Raw genomic sequence first — 15918 nt, 5'->3', positions numbered from 1 at the left:
TTGAGAAACTCAGGCATCGACAAGCCCGGTTGGAATTGTATGCGATTCATCGACATGACACGACCCTCCCAACTAATTGATTGGCCTTCAGCTTACGCCTTTCAGTAGGGCATAGCTGAAGTATCTTGCTAATCAGGATATTCATTAAATTTGATCATACAAGACGGATTCGCCGATAGGTAATCCACCATAAACGGAGCGCATAGCTCGTAGGTTGGGCAGAGCAGTAGCGAAGCCCAACATTCAAGGCATCGTTTATGTTGGGCTTCATTGCATTCAGCCCAACCTACGGCTCTGATGGCAATGAAATCACTTTGGCGAGCTCACCAGGCAAGCGAGGATGTAATTTGCTGGGCTTCCTGAGAGAGACGTTGTAACGCCTGTAGACCCTCTTTCCGGGACTGTCGAAATTGCTGGCTTGCAATAGCGATATCTGAATCTAGTTTGTACAGTCGCGAAGACAAATCACGTCCGTACGGCGGGTGAATTGTAGGGAGGGTTAGCCGCGCAATAGGGTTAGGCTTGAATCTGCCCCCAGTGGTTGGGCGCGGCGTAACCCGCCGAATGAGGTGTCCGTTGATATGGCGGATTACGAGCGACAAGGGTTCCAGACCCTCTGCTGCACTTCCTCCATCCCTGGAGGTCGCGCGCGGGAAAACCTTAACTATTTTGAGCTTGAATGGTTTGCGCGTCTAATCCGCCCTTGTACATGCTAAAGGGCAACCACACAGCGCGGGTTCCATACCCGCCGCTGCACTTCCACCATCCTTGGCGGTCGAAGGGATTGCCCCTACAGTAGCGCGGAAACACCAGCAAACCAATAAAATCAAACAATCACCCCATCTTCCATATGCAACACCCTCCCCATCTTCCCCGCCAGTTCATGGTCATGAGTGACAATCAAAAAACTGACATTAAGTTCCTGATTCAATTCCAACATGAGTTGAAAGACTTGCTCGGCGGTTTTGCTGTCCAGATTCCCTGTCGGCTCATCGGCTAACACCACGCCCGGTTTATTGATTAATGCCCTGGCGACCGCCGCCCGTTGCCGCTCTCCTCCGGATATTTCACCGGGCTTATGCTCAGCGCGATGACCTAATCCTACCCTTTGCAACAAGCGAGTGGCATTGCGCCGGGCCTCTGCAACCGACTGTCCACCAATCAATAAGGGCATGGCGACATTTTCCAGCACGGTAAATTCGCCCAAAAGATGGTGGAATTGGTAAATAAATCCTAAAGAACGGTTCCTTAAGCTGGCGAGTTTAGCACCGCTGACATCATCCAGGTCAGTCCCATTCAGTACTACCTTGCCACCAGTGGGCTTCTCTAAGCCACCCAACAGATGCAATAAGGTACTTTTCCCAGATCCTGATGCACCCATAATGGCGACACGCTCACCAACTCCTATACTTAAATCAACCCCTTTTAATACTTCAACATCCAGGCCGCCCTGGTTATAACGCATGGTAAGCGCTTGGCATTGCAACATACTGGAATCACTCATATCTAAGGACTTCCGCAGGATTGATTTTAGACGCTTGCCAAGCAGGGTAAATCGTCGCAAGCAACGACAGCACAAAAGCCATCGCCGCTATCATATAGACATCTGACCATATCAGCTTGGAAGGCAGGTCACTAATGTAATAGACATCTGCAGGCAAGAAGCGGACTTTAAAGAATTTCTCGATGTCGCTGACGATATGTCCCGCATTGAGTGCCAGCAATATCCCGCCCCCTGTTCCTAATATCGTGCCAACCACGCCTATCACGGTACCTAATACCATAAAAATGCCCATTACAGAACGCGAGGTCAGCCCCTGCGTTTTAAGGATGGCAATATCGCCGCGCTTGTCGGTCACGACCATCACCAAGGTAGAGACAATATTGAAAGCTGCAACTGCTACGATTAGCAGCAAGATGATGAACATCACTGCCTTTTCTGTCTTGATGGCCTTGAAGAAATTCTCGTGCGCCATCGTCCAATCGCTAACAATATACTCAGCAGACAGTCCTGAGCCCAGCGTTTGAGTTATTTTGGGGGCGTTGAACACGTCATCGAGCTTTATCCGCAAACCGGAAACTGCCGTCTTTAACCTGAACAGTTTGGCTGCATCGTCGATATGTATCAGCGCCATGTTCCGGTCATACTCATACATGCCGACTTTAAAAATCCCCACAACGGTAAACCGACGCATTCTGGGGACAATACCCGCTGGTGTTGAATTAACCTGCGGGCTGATGATAGTGATCTTGTCACCCATCATAGTGCCGAGGTATTTAGCCAATTCAGCGCCTAAAATAATACTGTACTGACCCGGTACCAGATCAGTGAGCCTGCCCTCTTCCATGTGATTGGCAACCTCTGAAACCTTGGCTTCGTAGTCGGGCATAATGCCATTGAGCATCGTACCGCTCACCCGCCGGTCAGCATTTATCATCACCTGCCCACTAATGAATGGCGCTAAACCCTGAACGTGCGGATAGTTTTTGATGCGATTTTCTGCTTCAGGCCAGTTTTCCAATTGCCCGTATTTGCCCGTTAAGGTCGCGTGGGAAGTCATGCCAAGAATACGTTCTCGCAACTCCGCTTCAAAGCCGTTCATCACCGACAACACGGTAATCAGCGCCGTTACACCCAGCGCTATGCCCATGATTGAAGTTAAGGTTATAAAGGAAATAAATTGGGTACGGCGTTTTGCCCGCGTATAGCGCAGGCCGATATAAAAAATAAGGGGTTTAAACATGAAGGATGTCAGCTAAGGGAAAGGTCAGGATTTCCTGCATTTAGGGCAATAGCCGTATAAGTAAAGTCCGTGTGCGGTCAGTTCATAACCTAGGCGTTGGGCAATCTCCTTTTGCCGAACCTCGATAATGTCATCAGTAAACTCATCGACTTTTCCGCACTTGATGCAAAGAATATGGTCGTGATGGTCGCCATCAGACAACTCGAAAATTGAGTTACCGCCCTCAAAATGATGTCGGGTGACAAGGCCCGCCGCTTCAAACTGAGTCAATACACGGTAGACGGTCGCCAGGCCTATTTCTTCGTCTTCACTGAGCAAAATTTTGTAAACTTGTTCTGCCGTTAAATGACGGTCTGTCGCCCGGCTTTCCAGTATTTGCAGGATTTTAACCCTGGGCAAAGTCACTTTTAGTCCAGCGTTCCGTAGATCATGAGTTTCCACAGTTATCTCCAGTTAAGCACCAGTTAAGCACTAGTTAAACAGTTGGGGAATCGGTTTTAGAAAACCTTGGCACATTGTAGCCTTTTTTTGCCTATTGGCGCATGACTGTATTATAGGATTATCGTTTAACATCCTGTATGATTCCAGTTTTGATTATTTCCCGCTAGACAATGAGAAGCGCGTTTTTTTGTATTGTATTCTTGGGTAGCTTTTTGCTCGTCTCCTGTTCGTACATACTCAACAATCTGCCGGGCGTGTATACCATCCCCATCCAACAGGGCAATATCGTTGATCAAACGATGATCGACCAGCTACGCCCCAATATGACCGAGCGGCAGGTATTGTACATCTTGGGATCGCCCATGTTGGCCGATACCTTCCATCAAAAACGCTGGGATTATCTATATTCCAACCAGCCCAGCGGCGAAGACCGGCAACAAAAAAGAGTTTCCGTACTTTTCAATGAAAATAACCAAGTCGTGAGTGTACAAGGCGATTTTAAGCCCAGTTCAACACCGGTCATCAAACCTTCTGAGGAAACCACCGTTGATGTCCCCAAACGGGATATTGAAAGAACCATGTGGCAGAAAATAAAGGGCTTGTTTGGTTTTGACGACATTGACGACTCGCCGAAAAAAGACCCAGATTCAAAACCTCTAGATAGCGGTTCGCAGATAAAAACACCGCTGTAGCAAAGCTAAGATTTACCGAAGGCAATCACTTCTTAAGCGCACGCTGCCGTCTGGCCTCTTTAGGATCGTGGATTAAAGGACGGTAGATTTCAACCCTATCGCCTTGCTTCACAGTCTGTTCTGGTTTACAGACAACTCCGAAAATACCCACTTTCAGTTCCGAATGGCCTATTTCAGGGAATCGTGCCAGCAAATCCGTTAGGTTCACCGCTTGTTCAATTGTAGTGCCTTGCGGTACTTTGACCGTAACAATCACTTGCTCTTCCGATTTGGCATAAGCGACTTCGAGTTCAAACAATCCCTCATTATCGCCCGTATCGTTAACCATAGACCTCTTTTGCGCGGCTGGCAAAAGAAGCCACCATGGTATTGCAAATCTGGTTAAACACCGCGCCAAACGCAAGGTTTGCCAGTACGCTGGACATTTCAAACTCCAAATCCAACGAGATTTTGCTGGCATCCTCACGCAGAGGCATAAAATTCCACACGCCTTCCAGATGGGAAAAAGGGCCGTCCAATAAGGACACGGTGATCCGCCCACCCCAATCTATTTTATTTCTGGTTGAAAAAGATTTTTTAAAGCCGCCTTTGGAAATCATCAGCTCCGCTTCGACGTAATCCTCTTCCCGTTTGATGATCCTGCTGCCGACACACCACGGCAAAAATTTCGGGTAGGCTTCGATATCATTGACCAAATCAAACATTTGCCGCGCAGAAAACTTGACCAGCGCGCTTTTCTGGACAACCGTCATGCCTCAAAGCACCCCGACGACGTTCAGGAACACCAAAAACACGGCGACAGGTGCAATATAACGAACCAGGAAACTCCAAAGCACATAACTGAGGTTGTCGGGGAAATCCAGTTCTTGTTGACTGTGTTCCCGCTTCATGACCCATCCTGCAAAGACAGCGATACAGAAACCGCCGATGGGCAGCATCAAATTAGCCGTTAAATAATCAACCAATTCAAAAAAGGTGCGCTCAAACAGCTTGACGTTAGCCCAGACGTTAAACGAAAAAATAGTGCCAAAACCCAACACCCAAGCCACCAGACCTGACCACAAACAGGCTTTTTTGCGGCTAAAGCCTTTGTTCTCGATCAGCCAGGCAACCGCCGGTTCAATCAGGGAAATGGATGAAGACAAAGCCGCAAACACCAGCGCCATAAAAAACAAGATGCCGAATAACCAGCCCCCAAACATATTGCCGAAAGCGATCGGCAAGGTTTCAAATACCAAGCCAGGCCCAGAATTAGGCTGTAAGCCATTGCTGAACACAATAGGAAATATGGCAATGCCTGCCAGCAAAGCGACAATCGTATCCGCCCCGGCAATAATCATCGATGACTTGGCAATGGAGACATCCTTGGGTAGATACGCACCATACATCATGATGGCCCCCATGCCTAAACTCAAGCTAAAAAATGCCTGCCCCATCGCCACTAGCACTGAATTAGCCGTCAATTTACTGAAATCCAGCTTGAACAGGAAATTAAGCCCTTGAAAATAGCCGACAGTCGTCATCGCATAACCGACCAGCAAGATCATCAAGGCGAACAGGGCGGGCATTAAAAGACCGACCGATTTCTCAAAACCTTTCTCAATCCCTCTCACCACAATCAGCATGGTTGCCAGCATGAATAAGCTATGCCAGAAGATTAATTGCATGGGACTGGCAACAAAGCCATCAAAAATCGCCTTGACTTCACTAGGGCTGGCTCCGGAAAAGCTGCCAAAAAAAGCTTTGACCACATAAGCGGATGCCCATCCGGCAATCACGCTGTAATAGGACAGTATCAAAAACCCCGCAGCCACGCCCAACCAACCGAGATAATGCCAGTTCTGGCCAGCTCCGGCTTCTTTGGCCAGAATCTCCATCGTGTGTATGGGATTTTCCTTACTCCGCCGCCCTAACAGGGTTTCCGCCATCATCAAGGGAATGCCGATCAACAGCACGCACAGCAAATAAACCAGCACGAATGCGCCGCCCCCGTTTTCTCCGGTGATATAGGGAAACTTCCAGATATTGCCCAAGCCAACAGCAGAACCCGTCGCCGCCAGAATAAACGCAAACCGCGAAGACCATTCTCCCTGTTGTGATTTCTTTTCGTCCGCCATGTTTCTGTCCTGTAAGCCCCTAAGAACGTGTTTTAAAAGCTGCTACGCGGCTCGATTGCTGCGTTGCGCGGTGCTCGAAAGCCTCATGTACGCCATGTACGCCATGTACATTCGGGGTTTCTGCGCTCCGTGCGACTTGCACTAGAAGCGCTCGCGACGCTTTTAAAACACGCTCTATTAAAAAGCCATTATTATTAGCATATCGAGTAAAATGGCAAGCTTAACCTTTGACCCTGGAAAAAATTCGCTATCCACCGCGTTATGGCCGATAAAAAGCCCAACAAAAAGAAACAGCCGCAGAACGCAACCATTGCCGTCAACCGTCAGGCAACCCATGAATACCATATTGAAGAACGGTTTGAGGCAGGGATTGTACTGGAAGGCTGGGAAGTGAAAAGCCTTAGGGAAGGTAAAGTCCAGCTAAAAGAAAGCTATGTGATTTTAAAACGCGGTGAAGCCTGGTTATCCCGCGCCCATATTTCGCCGCTGCTTTCCGCATCTACCCACGTCAATCCTGATGCTATCCGCAACAAAAAACTGCTGCTTAACCGGCACGAACTCAATAAACTGATCGGCTTCGTGGAGCGTAAAGGCTATACTGTCATCCCACTGTCCATGTACTGGAAAAATGGCCGCGCCAAACTGGAAATCGGCCTGGCAAAAGGCAAACAGCTACACGACAAACGCGCCGCCTCCAAAGACCGCGACTGGCAACGCGAGAAAGCCCGTATCATGAAACATGCCTAATTTCCTTTATACCACCAGCAACCCGCTTATGCCGTTAGTAAAATTTTTAGAAAAAATAAGCCAAGGTGTAGCCGTCAGTTTTGACGAAACCATGAGCATCATTGCCGCAAACTACCGCTACCAACCCACCGAATTCAGCAACGGATTAAGGGATGACATCCTAACCAATCCAGTAGGCATCAACGAAGGCTCCTGCAAAATCTTCGCCTTTGCCAAACTCCACCAACTGGGCCCGCAACAAACCTTAAACCTGTTTGGCGATTATTACCGGCTGGATGTATTGGCTAACCCAAACAGCACAGGCCACAAAAACATCAGGAATTTCATGAAGTATGGTTGGCAAGGTATCCATTTTAAGGGTGAGGTATTGGCCCCTAAAAACAGCGACACCGAGAGTTAGAAACCAAGCCATTAAGAAAACGATTATAATAACTGGATTCAGCCTGGGGATAGGCAAAGCCATCGCCTTATATCTGGCTAAACAGGGCTTTGATCTGGCACTGCGTTACCGTACCAAGAAAGACCAGGCAGAAACAGTGATATCCGAAATTGAACAGCTTGGCCTATCGGCAAGATTGTTGCAGTTTGACATTGCCGACCGTCTACAATGTGCCGAACAAATCAATCAGGATATTGAAATATACGGGGCTTATGACGGTGTGGCCTGCAATGTCGGCATTACTGCCGACATTGCCTTCCCCGCTGACCGGAGCAGAATGGGACAGCGTGATTCACACCAATCTTGACAGTTTCTATATTGTCAATTACGAGCATATTTATCCCGAGTGCATGGACGCATCACCACTAAAATACACGCAAACTACATTCTACCAAACAGTTATCAAAAACATGCTTGGCATCGAACTCTATCGTTCACCAGGTGTGACAAGCACTGAATATTTCAGGGTCAACACGAGGCTTGAGGATGTATTTGATAACATTGGGTCAACAGACAGTTCAGAGAGTGCCTTCGTTGACAAGATTTTCGGCGATCCTAATGCAGTCAAACTATTGGATATTCTGGCAGATATTCGTCAAGCCATGCGAAATAATAAATGCAACAGCAAAGTCATGCGGCAGTTCGAATCCAATATGCTCGCCAAGTACGGGGACTCACGCAAGAAGATAAGTGCGACGAATAGGTATATGTATAAACACTAACGCAGTGATAATTTTCAGCCTTTTATGCTTTACACGGATATTTTCCGTCAGCTTAGGGGAACGGTTGAAAGATGTTCCCTATGGGCTGATTTGGGTCGAATACTGGACTTTTAAGATTCAGCCTTGGTAGCCTCAAGTTGCTCTTCGGCCTCCATCCAGCCTGTCTCGGCAGCATCCAGCGCCTTATCTATTTCGGCTTTTCGTGCCAGCAATTTTTTTAACTTGTCTTTTTCCGATTCGGCATAAAGCGTGGGTTCGGCCAATTCAAATTCCAGGTGACGCTGTTCATTGTGGTATTTTTCTACCGCTTGCTCTGCTTTTTTGAGTGCATCCAGCAAAGGCTTATGTTTTTGTCGGCGTTCTGCGTCTTGTTTTCGTTGGTCTTTGCGTGAAACTGTGGCTGTCAAATCATCCGTGTTTTTTTCTTCGCCTTTTTTGCGCTCGGCCAGCCAAAGTCGATAATCATCAAGATCACCGTCAAACGGTTGTAGTTGTCCTTCGCCTACCAACAAGAATCGGTCTGTTACGGTACGCAGCAAATGTCGGTCATGTGAAACCAGAATGATCGCGCCCTGATAATCCTGCAATGCCACACTCAAGGCGTGGCGCATTTCCAAATCAAGATGGTTCGTCGGCTCATCCAGCAACAAAAGATTGGGATTCCTATAAACCAGTAGCGCCAACACCAAACGGGCTTTTTCACCCCCAGAAAAGGGCTTGACGGCCTCCAACACCTTATCGCCTTGAAAATCAAACCCGCCCAAGTAGTTACGCAACTCTTTTTCCGTGGCTTTTTGATCGATTCTTTGCAAGTGCCGTAAGGGACTTTCGTCCAGCCGCAATTGTTCCAGTTGATGCTGGGCAAAATAACCGATATTGAGTGACTCGGCTTCAAGGCGGGTTCCGCATAAGGGCCGCATATCGCCAGCCAGGACTTTAATCAAACTAGATTTACCCGCGCCATTCGGCCCTAACAAGCCAATCCGATCACCCGGCGATATGGACAGATTCGCACCGTGGATAACTTTGGTTTGCCCGTAACCGACATCAACTTTATCCAACTTCAATAACGGATTTTGCATCCTTCCAGGTTTGGGAAAGCTAAAATCAAACGGCGAATCGACGTGCGCCATTGCGATCACTTCCATACGTTCCAGCGCTTTGATACGGCTCTGCGCTTGCCGAGCTTTGGTTGCCTGGGCTTTGAACCTATCGACGAAACTTTGGATGTGGGCAATTTTCCGCTGTTGTTTTAAGTAAGCGGATCGTTGTTGCGCCAATTTTTCTGCCCGCATTTTTTCAAACGCGGAATAATTTCCGGTATAGATGTCCACTTTGTTTTGTTCGATGTGGACGATATGATCGGCGATGGTGTCCAGAAAATCGCGGTCATGCGAGATCAGCAATAACGTCCCATCGTATCTGCATAACCAGTCTTGCAGCCAGATCACCGCGTCCAAATCCAGGTGGTTGGTCGGTTCATCCAATAACAGCACATCGGAACGGCACATCAAGGCTTGTGCCAGATTAAGCCGCATACGCCAATCGCCGGAAAATGAATTCACGGCATTGCGTTCCTGCTCCGATTTAAAACCTAAGCCGTTCATTAACCGTGCGGCCTTTGCTTGTGCCGTATAGCCACCAATAGTTTCAAGCGCAGCATGGAGTTCGGCTTGTTTTAAGCCGTCGCGGGCTGTTTCCGCAATGGTCAACTGCTGCTGCAAACGCCTTAATTCCCGGTCGCCATCCATGATGTAATCGAGCGCAGAACTGGAAACAGCGGGCGTTTCCTGGGCAACATGGGCAATCTCAAGTCCCGGCGGCAGGGAGAAATCGCCTTCGTCAAGGTGAAGCTCATTTTTGATCAAGGCAAATAAACTGGATTTACCCGCACCATTAGCCCCAGTAAAACCGACTTTTTGGCCTTTATGGATGGTAAATGAAGCGTTAGAAAATAACACCCGCACACCACGGCGCAGGGCTATGTTTTTAAAATTCAACATGGGGTAAGAACTTCAGGGTAAATACAGAAAATCAGATAATAGGGATGAAGGTTTAAATCGACACAATAGACAAGCTAACTCATAGCAGTGTTTTGAATTGCTCAACTGAAAGGCCAGCATCTTTCACAATACCACCCATCGTAAACGCCTTGATCGGATTATGGCGCGGGATGGTTATTAGGCGTTCGCCGTTACTCATCACGGTATGCTTGCCTTGTCTAACTATCCGAAAATCCGCTTTTTCGAGCGCACGTATTGCGTCAAGATGGTTGATCCCTGGGATTTTCGACACGGCTATGCCGCTACTTCGACTTCATGCGTTTCTTGACCGCGATTCAGTTCGGCTACCGCAGATAGGTACTCATGAATGGCATCTTGTATGTTTTCCAATGCTTCTTCTTCCGTATCGCCCTCAGACCAACACCCAGGGAGACCTGGAACCGAAACACTAATACCTTCTTCGGTACGGTGAAAAACAACGGTATATTTCATATTTGTATTACCTCAATTCATTGTGATTTGGTGTAACTCGTAGGATGCTTTTTAACAAGCGGCGCATTACTTTATCGTTAATGCGCCACGGGCTTTTTGACCTTCATGGTTATTCCTTTGATTTACGCAAACCGCTCAATCATCTTCTCAACCTGCTTGGCAAAAGCAGGTAAATCGCCTCTTTTAAGCGTGGCTTCAGGAATAACCAAAGCGGTACTCAAATCGAGATAGATGTAAACATAACCTTTGCCGTAATCAACCCTGACCAACTCCGACCAAGCCATTTTGTTCTTGCCGCTGGGGGATTTTTCATGAAGAAAATTAGGATTTGCAGGGTCAATCGTCAACACGTACGTGCCGAACATACTCTTTTTTTCTTTGTGGGTGTAGGCTTTGAGCACCTGCCTTCCTACATTCAACAAGATGATTTTGGGCGATAACAGCGCCCAAAGCACCGCAACCAGGAAAATATAACTAGATGCTTTTAAATCGCCGTAGTAGTAATAGTAGAAGGCACCAATCAGCATCATAATTCCCGGCACTATCCAGCGGTTCTTTTTTATTTGATTTCGGTATTCATCGGTTTTCTTAAAACGCATTTCGTTAAAATGGTTTAAGTCTTCATCCCTAAACTCGTATTCAATTTCAAGCATGTCGTTAGTGTGTGTTAAAGGTTAATAAAATTCCCCTCTCCTTGCGGGAGAAGGAACTCAAACGCTTAGTGCATCTTGATTTTTGCATGGGCGCTGCGCCGGAACAGATTGGACAGCGTCAACAATGCAGTCCGGTAATAGCCATGTATCGCTACCTGGTGCATTTTATAAAGCGATAGATAGACGACCCTGGCAATAAATCCGCCTATGGTCACCGTACCCATCAGGTTGCCCATTAAATTACCGACGGTGGAATATTTCCCCAAGGCCACCAGCGAGCCGTAATCGTGATACACATATTTTCCCAGTGATCCACCCGATAACCGGTTAACAATAGATTTGCATAAGGTCGTCGCCTGTTGGTGGGCGGCTTGCGCCCTAGGCGGGACATTGCCCTTATGTCCAGGCCAAGGGCAAGCGGCACAGTCGCCGATAGCAAAAATATTAGCGTCCTCAGTCTTTAAGGTTTCATCAACGACTAATTGGTTAACTTGATTGGTTTCCAGCCCATCCAGCCGTTTTATCCAGTCCGGCGCTTTAATGCCTGCCGCCCATACTTTCAGGTCTGCCGGAATCATTTCGCCATCCAGCGTTTTTATGCCTTTTTTGGTCACCTCTATCACGCGGCAACCCAATTTCAGGTCAATCTCAAGTTTTGCCAACTGGTCTTGCGTCGCCAATGCCAGCTTGCCGGGCAATGCCGGCAACAACTGCGCCGCTGCTTCAATAATGGTCAATTTGACATTGCTGGATTCATTCAAACCATAGACCGCAAGCAGGTCTGTGACTTCATGCAGTTCTGCGGACAACTCAACACCCGTCGCACCGCCGCCGACTATCGCAATGGATAGCTGCTTATTCTTTGCTGCATCTGCCCCAGCATGGTTTTTAATGTAGGATTCAACCAATTGCTTTTGAAACTTGAAAGCTTGCGATGTGGTATCCAGAAACAGGCAATGTTCTTCCACGCCTTTGATACCAAAGGAATTACTGACACTGCCTATCGCCATGACCAGTGTATCGTAACTGAACGTCCGCTTTGGGATAAGTTCTTCGCCGCTGTCGCTAATGGTAGGGCTGACATAAATTTCCTTTTTCTTCCGGTTAAGCCCTTCCATTTTCCCTAAGCGGAAACGAAATTTATTTCGATACGCTTGCGCCAGATACTCCACCTGCTCAGACTCATCCAATGTGCCGGCAGCCACCTCGTGCAACAGCGGCTTCCATATATGAGTGGAAGTTCCATCAAGCAACATGACTTCCGCTAGACCTTTTTTGCCTAACTTACGCCCTAAACTCGTGGCAAGCTCTAAGCCAGCTGCGCCGCCACCTACGATCACTATCTTATGTTTTTGATTATGCGTTTGATTATTTTCAGACATTGTCAGTGTCCCCCCTTGTGATTGGTAGAATTTTATCACTATCGTTAAGGAATAGTTGATAAAATCGGGATTACCAAAATAACCTAAATTCGTTGACTTTATTATTGCTTCGATTCGATAATAGTTTCATGCTAATCCCACCAATAACATAAGAAAAAGGAAAACACATGACCAACAACGCACCCGCAACTGTCGCAACGCTCTGGCGTTATCCTGTTAAATCCATGATGGGAGAAGAACTGAATGGCGCAGAAATAAGCGTAGGTGGACTTTTGGGCGACCGCACTTATGCACTCGTTGATGTCGAAACCGGCAAGGTAATCAGCGCAAAAAACCCGAAAAAATGGCCTGATTTCTTCGCTTACCGCGCTGCGTTCACTGCCCCACCCGCGCAAAATAGCTTAGAACCCGTATGGATAACCCTTCCTGACGGCACTATTTTACGCAGCGACCAAAGTGACATCGACGACAAACTGTCTCAATATTTGGGGCATAAGGTTGCACTACAAACCCAATCCCCACAAGATGCCAAACTGGAACAATTTTGGCCTGAATATGAAGGAGAAGCCAACGAAGTTTCCAATGAAGCCGTCGCTGGCGATGCGCCCCAGGGGACATTTTTCGACTATGCCGCTTTGCATCTGTTAACGACCAGTTCCATGGAAGCCATGCAGCATCACTACCCAGAAGGCCGGTTTGAAGTCAGGCGCTTTCGGCCTAACATTATGATCGATACTGCTGGCCTAAAAGGTTTCGTCGAAAACGGCTGGGTAGGAAAAATCATCAAGCTCGGCAACTCCTTACGCCTTCAAGTCACCGACCCCTGCCCACGCTGCGTCATGCCTACCCTCGCGCAAGGCGACCTGCCCCAAGACAACGGCATCTTCAAAAACGCCATCGCCAAAAATAAACCAATGGTGCCGTTTGCGGGTAAAGAACTGCCGAGTGTGGGCGTGTATGCACGGGTATTAACGCCTGGTTGGGTTAAGCGGGGGGATGTGGTGGCTATTGAAGGTTAGTTTTGGAATCTGTGTAATTCTAAGCTTTCGATTGTCATTCCGGCATTGATTGGCGGAGAGGATTCCATATCCTCTTCCGCACTTCCTCCATCCATGGAGGTCGCCGGAATCCAGTGTCTAGGAATGGAGGCTTAATAAATAATGTGTCGCTACCGCGACGATTATTTTAAATCGGGTTCTCGCACCCGAAGGCGAGTTTCTTTTCTTTGCGCGGCCAAAGAAAAGAAACCAAAAGAAAGGCCGCCCGGATGCCGCTCGCTTCCTGCGCTTCTCATTTTCGACGGGAGGTGATCGAAGGGGCTTCCTGCCCCTCGATCACCTCGATTCATCCCTGAATCGCCCCTAACGGGTTATTCCCGCCGAAAACTGCGATGCTCGGCGCGGCATACGGGATAAGCGTATGTCTTGGACTGATGTATACAACCAAATATTGTCGTATTTATTTACAGTGTCCAAATGGTTTATACTTAGCTTCAATAAATCAATCGATAAAATAAATTAATGAAGAATATACGACAATTAACTTCGTATATATTACGTTAGGGCACACACCAATCGCTATGGGTATAGAAGATAGAGATTACATGCGAAAACGGCGAGACGATGATGACCCGCCAAATAGGAGTGTTCTGCTGGTTGCTCGCCGCAGTAGCTGTTTTGGCAATTTTAATCAATTTTGCCCTCATTGGCACACGAGGTTCAAACCGCAGTACAACAGCTCAGGTTCGCCCAGCGGTTGTGAACTTGAATCGCGCTTCATTAGCCGAGTTACATGCGCTACCGCACATCAGCGAGGCTGTCGCGCAAGCCATCATTGACGGTAGACCTTACTCTTCAGCAGACGACCTGATCCGGGTCTATGGCATTGGCCCAAAGACATTAGAAGGAATTCGTCCTTACGTCAAAGTAAATGATGACCATCCGCAACCCTAACCCTGTGTTCAATGGCTGTACGGCGGGTCATTTGTACGGCCGTACGGCGGGTCATTTGTAGGGCGCGGTTAGCCGCGCAACCCACTTCGCCAAAACAACTACCGATGTTCAGGCGCGGCGTAACCCGCCGCATGTGGTGTCCTGCGATATGGCGGATTACGTTGCGCGGAAACGCTTTACTGGTCTGAAGGCTGGATGAATTGGGCGCCTAATCCTCCCTACTATATTACGATAAATGCGCCCCTCCCGTTATGCCGCGCCGAGCCCCGGCGTTTTTATTTTTCAGCTTCCCGGGCGGCGCCCGGTTAGCTTTGCGTTAGGCCTCAAAATATCAAAATCGAACCTGACATTTTTAAAATGAAGGAAAGTATGCCAACAGGACAGAACAGAGTAATAGTATTCATTTTTTCGCTGCTTTTATTTTTCATACTTGGTGCATATCTTTACGGTGCATATAGCTCCCCTCGCAATTTATGGCCACTTGAAACACTTCATGGTCTAATAAAACAAGTAGTTCCCAGCGTCAGTGGTAAATATGATGAATTTGGAAGACTAACTGCATTCCCTTCAAAAAATGAAGTTACTTGCCCCACACAAGCAAACGATACGGCTGTCTTGCTAGTAATCGGGCAATCTAACTCAGCCAATCACGCAGGTAAAAAATTCGCCACTCGATTTCCCCAAAATGTATTTAACTATTTTGAAGGCAGGTGCTACATCGCATTTTCTCCCCTTCTGGGCGCTTCTGGAGAAGGAGGTGAGTTTATAACGCCGCTTGCTGACAAACTTATTTCAGTTGGAGCTTACAAAACTGTAGTTATAGTTTCGTCTGGCATTAGTGGTACACCAATATCACGCTGGCAAAAAGACGGTGACTTAAATGAAATGCTGCTTTCTACACTAAAGGACGTTAATCAAAAATACAAAATTACGCAAATAATTTGGCATCAAGGTGAAAATGATTTCATCAACTTTACATCAGCGAAGAACTACATCAAGTCTTTCAATTCGCTTTTGGAATCATTAGCTGAGATTAAGGTTGCCGTAGCAGTCTTCGTTTCAGTCGCTACAAAGTGCGGTAGCAACTGGAGAGAGAACAACCCTACGGCAATTGGACAAAAACAACTGATAGACAACAAGAAGATATTTTTAGGAGTTGATACAGATACATTGCTTGCTGATGTTGACAGACAAAGTGATAAATGTCATTTTAGCGAAAGCGGACAAGTTAAAACTGCTTCAGCATACGCAGAAGCAATTTTCAAAAACATAGGCAAGTACAGGTAGAAAGTTGGGGCTATTTCTCCATATGTAATAGTTAAGCTATCAACTATCGCGTTCATCATCCTGGTCAAATAGTATGAATAATAGGGTTGCTATAATATTTTCGAGAGTATTTACCTAAATATAGATAATGTTTTTTCTTGATAAGCCAGGAATACATGGGGTTGCGTTAGGTAAAACCAAAGCTTGATGGTTGCATTGAACAGGCCTTCACAATGGGCGACCACTTTGGTGCGCCGTGTCATCCGGC

The 15918-nt window shown here is 47.3% G+C and carries 20 protein-coding genes; 8 read left to right on the top strand and 12 right to left on the bottom strand.

Features of this window, described 5'->3' with window-relative positions; translation table 11 throughout:
• Positions 1-826 precede the first annotated feature (826 nt).
• The 3 genes from lolD to fur are packed head-to-tail and all read right to left on the bottom strand — an operon-like array spanning position 827 to position 3191.
• Positions 827-1504, bottom strand: coding sequence for a lipoprotein-releasing ABC transporter ATP-binding protein LolD (gene lolD / locus ACLQ6D_RS01245; protein WP_411725429.1), 678 nt, complete (start codon positions 1502-1504; stop codon positions 827-829).
• Positions 1497-2744 (bottom strand): lipoprotein-releasing ABC transporter permease subunit, encoded by a 1248-nt coding sequence (locus tag ACLQ6D_RS01240; RefSeq protein WP_411725428.1) that lies wholly within the window; start codon positions 2742-2744, stop codon positions 1497-1499. The genes lolD and ACLQ6D_RS01240 overlap by 8 nt, the downstream gene beginning before the upstream one ends.
• Positions 2745-2768: 24 nt before the next feature.
• Entirely contained in the window at positions 2769-3191 is a 423-nt protein-coding gene (fur, locus tag ACLQ6D_RS01235) for a ferric iron uptake transcriptional regulator (RefSeq protein ID WP_411725430.1), read from the bottom strand.
• Positions 3192-3397: 206 nt separating this feature from the next.
• Between fur and ACLQ6D_RS01230 the strand changes: the two genes are divergently transcribed.
• A complete protein-coding gene (locus ACLQ6D_RS01230) occupies positions 3398-3877 on the top strand; it encodes an outer membrane protein assembly factor BamE (protein ID WP_411725427.1) in 480 nt (159 codons plus the stop codon).
• A 25-nt stretch (positions 3878-3902) separates the two neighbouring features.
• Here ACLQ6D_RS01230 and ACLQ6D_RS01225 read toward each other — a convergent pair whose 3' ends face one another.
• From ACLQ6D_RS01225 to ACLQ6D_RS01215, 3 genes are read right to left on the bottom strand one after another with little or no spacing between them, the layout of a single operon-like run.
• Entirely contained in the window at positions 3903-4205 is a 303-nt protein-coding gene (locus tag ACLQ6D_RS01225; RefSeq protein WP_411725426.1) for an RnfH family protein, read from the bottom strand.
• Positions 4198-4629, bottom strand: a complete 432-nt coding sequence (locus ACLQ6D_RS01220) for a type II toxin-antitoxin system RatA family toxin (RefSeq protein ID WP_411725425.1) — start codon at positions 4627-4629, stop codon at positions 4198-4200. Before ACLQ6D_RS01220 ends, ACLQ6D_RS01225 begins: the two co-directional genes overlap by 8 nt.
• Before the next feature lie 3 nt (positions 4630-4632).
• Positions 4633-5994, bottom strand: a complete 1362-nt coding sequence (locus ACLQ6D_RS01215) for a sodium-dependent transporter (RefSeq protein ID WP_411725424.1) — start codon at positions 5992-5994, stop codon at positions 4633-4635.
• Positions 5995-6255: 261 nt separating this feature from the next.
• Here ACLQ6D_RS01215 and smpB point away from each other — a divergent pair, with 261 nt between their 5' ends.
• The 4 genes from smpB to ACLQ6D_RS01195 are packed head-to-tail and all read left to right on the top strand — an operon-like array spanning position 6256 to position 7902.
• Positions 6256-6741 (top strand): SsrA-binding protein SmpB, encoded by a 486-nt coding sequence (gene smpB, locus ACLQ6D_RS01210; protein WP_411725423.1) that lies wholly within the window; start codon positions 6256-6258, stop codon positions 6739-6741.
• Positions 6742-6769: 28 nt separating this feature from the next.
• Complete coding sequence (locus ACLQ6D_RS01205; RefSeq protein ID WP_411725422.1) at positions 6770-7141, top strand: HopJ type III effector protein; 372 nt, start codon at positions 6770-6772, stop codon at positions 7139-7141.
• Positions 7101-7487: an SDR family NAD(P)-dependent oxidoreductase gene (locus ACLQ6D_RS01200; protein ID WP_411725421.1), complete on the top strand. Its 387-nt coding sequence runs from the start codon at positions 7101-7103 to the stop codon at positions 7485-7487. The genes ACLQ6D_RS01205 and ACLQ6D_RS01200 overlap by 41 nt, the downstream gene beginning before the upstream one ends.
• Positions 7468-7902: a hypothetical protein gene (locus tag ACLQ6D_RS01195; protein ID WP_411725420.1), complete on the top strand. Its 435-nt coding sequence runs from the start codon at positions 7468-7470 to the stop codon at positions 7900-7902. The genes ACLQ6D_RS01200 and ACLQ6D_RS01195 overlap by 20 nt, the downstream gene beginning before the upstream one ends.
• 110 nt (positions 7903-8012) lie before the next feature.
• Here ACLQ6D_RS01195 and ACLQ6D_RS01190 read toward each other — a convergent pair whose 3' ends face one another.
• The 5 genes from ACLQ6D_RS01190 to ACLQ6D_RS01170 all read right to left on the bottom strand — a co-directional run bounded on the left by ACLQ6D_RS01190 (position 8013) and on the right by ACLQ6D_RS01170 (position 12432).
• On the bottom strand, positions 8013-9905 hold the full coding sequence (locus tag ACLQ6D_RS01190; RefSeq protein WP_411725419.1) for an ATP-binding cassette domain-containing protein: 1893 nt from the start codon (positions 9903-9905) through the stop codon (positions 8013-8015).
• Between the two features lie 79 nt (positions 9906-9984).
• A complete protein-coding gene (locus ACLQ6D_RS01185; protein ID WP_411725418.1) occupies positions 9985-10197 on the bottom strand; it encodes a type II toxin-antitoxin system HicA family toxin in 213 nt (70 codons plus the stop codon).
• Positions 10198-10199: 2 nt separating this feature from the next.
• Positions 10200-10397 carry a type II toxin-antitoxin system HicB family antitoxin gene (locus tag ACLQ6D_RS01180; RefSeq protein WP_411725417.1) on the bottom strand — a complete coding sequence of 66 codons (198 nt, stop codon included), beginning with the start codon at positions 10395-10397 and terminating at the stop codon, positions 10200-10202.
• A 122-nt stretch (positions 10398-10519) separates the two neighbouring features.
• Positions 10520-11050 carry a YcxB family protein gene (locus tag ACLQ6D_RS01175; RefSeq protein ID WP_411725416.1) on the bottom strand — a complete coding sequence of 177 codons (531 nt, stop codon included), beginning with the start codon at positions 11048-11050 and terminating at the stop codon, positions 10520-10522.
• A 65-nt stretch (positions 11051-11115) separates the two neighbouring features.
• Complete coding sequence (locus ACLQ6D_RS01170) at positions 11116-12432, bottom strand: NAD(P)/FAD-dependent oxidoreductase (protein ID WP_411725415.1); 1317 nt, start codon at positions 12430-12432, stop codon at positions 11116-11118.
• Positions 12433-12599: 167 nt separating this feature from the next.
• On the opposite strand from ACLQ6D_RS01170, the gene ACLQ6D_RS01165 reads away from it, so the two are divergent.
• Together ACLQ6D_RS01165 and ACLQ6D_RS01160 are read left to right on the top strand one after the other, a co-directional pair.
• A complete protein-coding gene (locus ACLQ6D_RS01165; RefSeq protein WP_411725413.1) occupies positions 12600-13451 on the top strand; it encodes an MOSC domain-containing protein in 852 nt (283 codons plus the stop codon).
• Between the two features lie 606 nt (positions 13452-14057).
• Positions 14058-14384, top strand: a complete 327-nt coding sequence (locus ACLQ6D_RS01160; protein ID WP_411725412.1) for a ComEA family DNA-binding protein — start codon at positions 14058-14060, stop codon at positions 14382-14384.
• Here the strand turns inward: ACLQ6D_RS01160 and ACLQ6D_RS01155 are convergent.
• Positions 14353-14517, bottom strand: a complete 165-nt coding sequence (locus tag ACLQ6D_RS01155; protein WP_411725411.1) for a hypothetical protein — start codon at positions 14515-14517, stop codon at positions 14353-14355. The two genes, ACLQ6D_RS01160 and ACLQ6D_RS01155, sit on opposite strands and share 32 nt — an antisense overlap.
• A gap of 224 nt (positions 14518-14741) precedes the next feature.
• Here ACLQ6D_RS01155 and ACLQ6D_RS01150 point away from each other — a divergent pair, with 224 nt between their 5' ends.
• Complete coding sequence (locus ACLQ6D_RS01150; RefSeq protein ID WP_411725410.1) at positions 14742-15671, top strand: sialate O-acetylesterase; 930 nt, start codon at positions 14742-14744, stop codon at positions 15669-15671.
• Positions 15672-15918 lie beyond the last annotated feature (247 nt).

Origin of the sequence: Methyloglobulus sp. (genome assembly GCF_046714055.1) — a bacterium.
Lineage (GTDB): Bacteria > Pseudomonadota > Gammaproteobacteria > Methylococcales > Methylomonadaceae > Methyloglobulus.
Note: the sequence above shows the minus strand (reverse complement) of the source record. Positions and strands in the feature narration are given on the sequence as shown.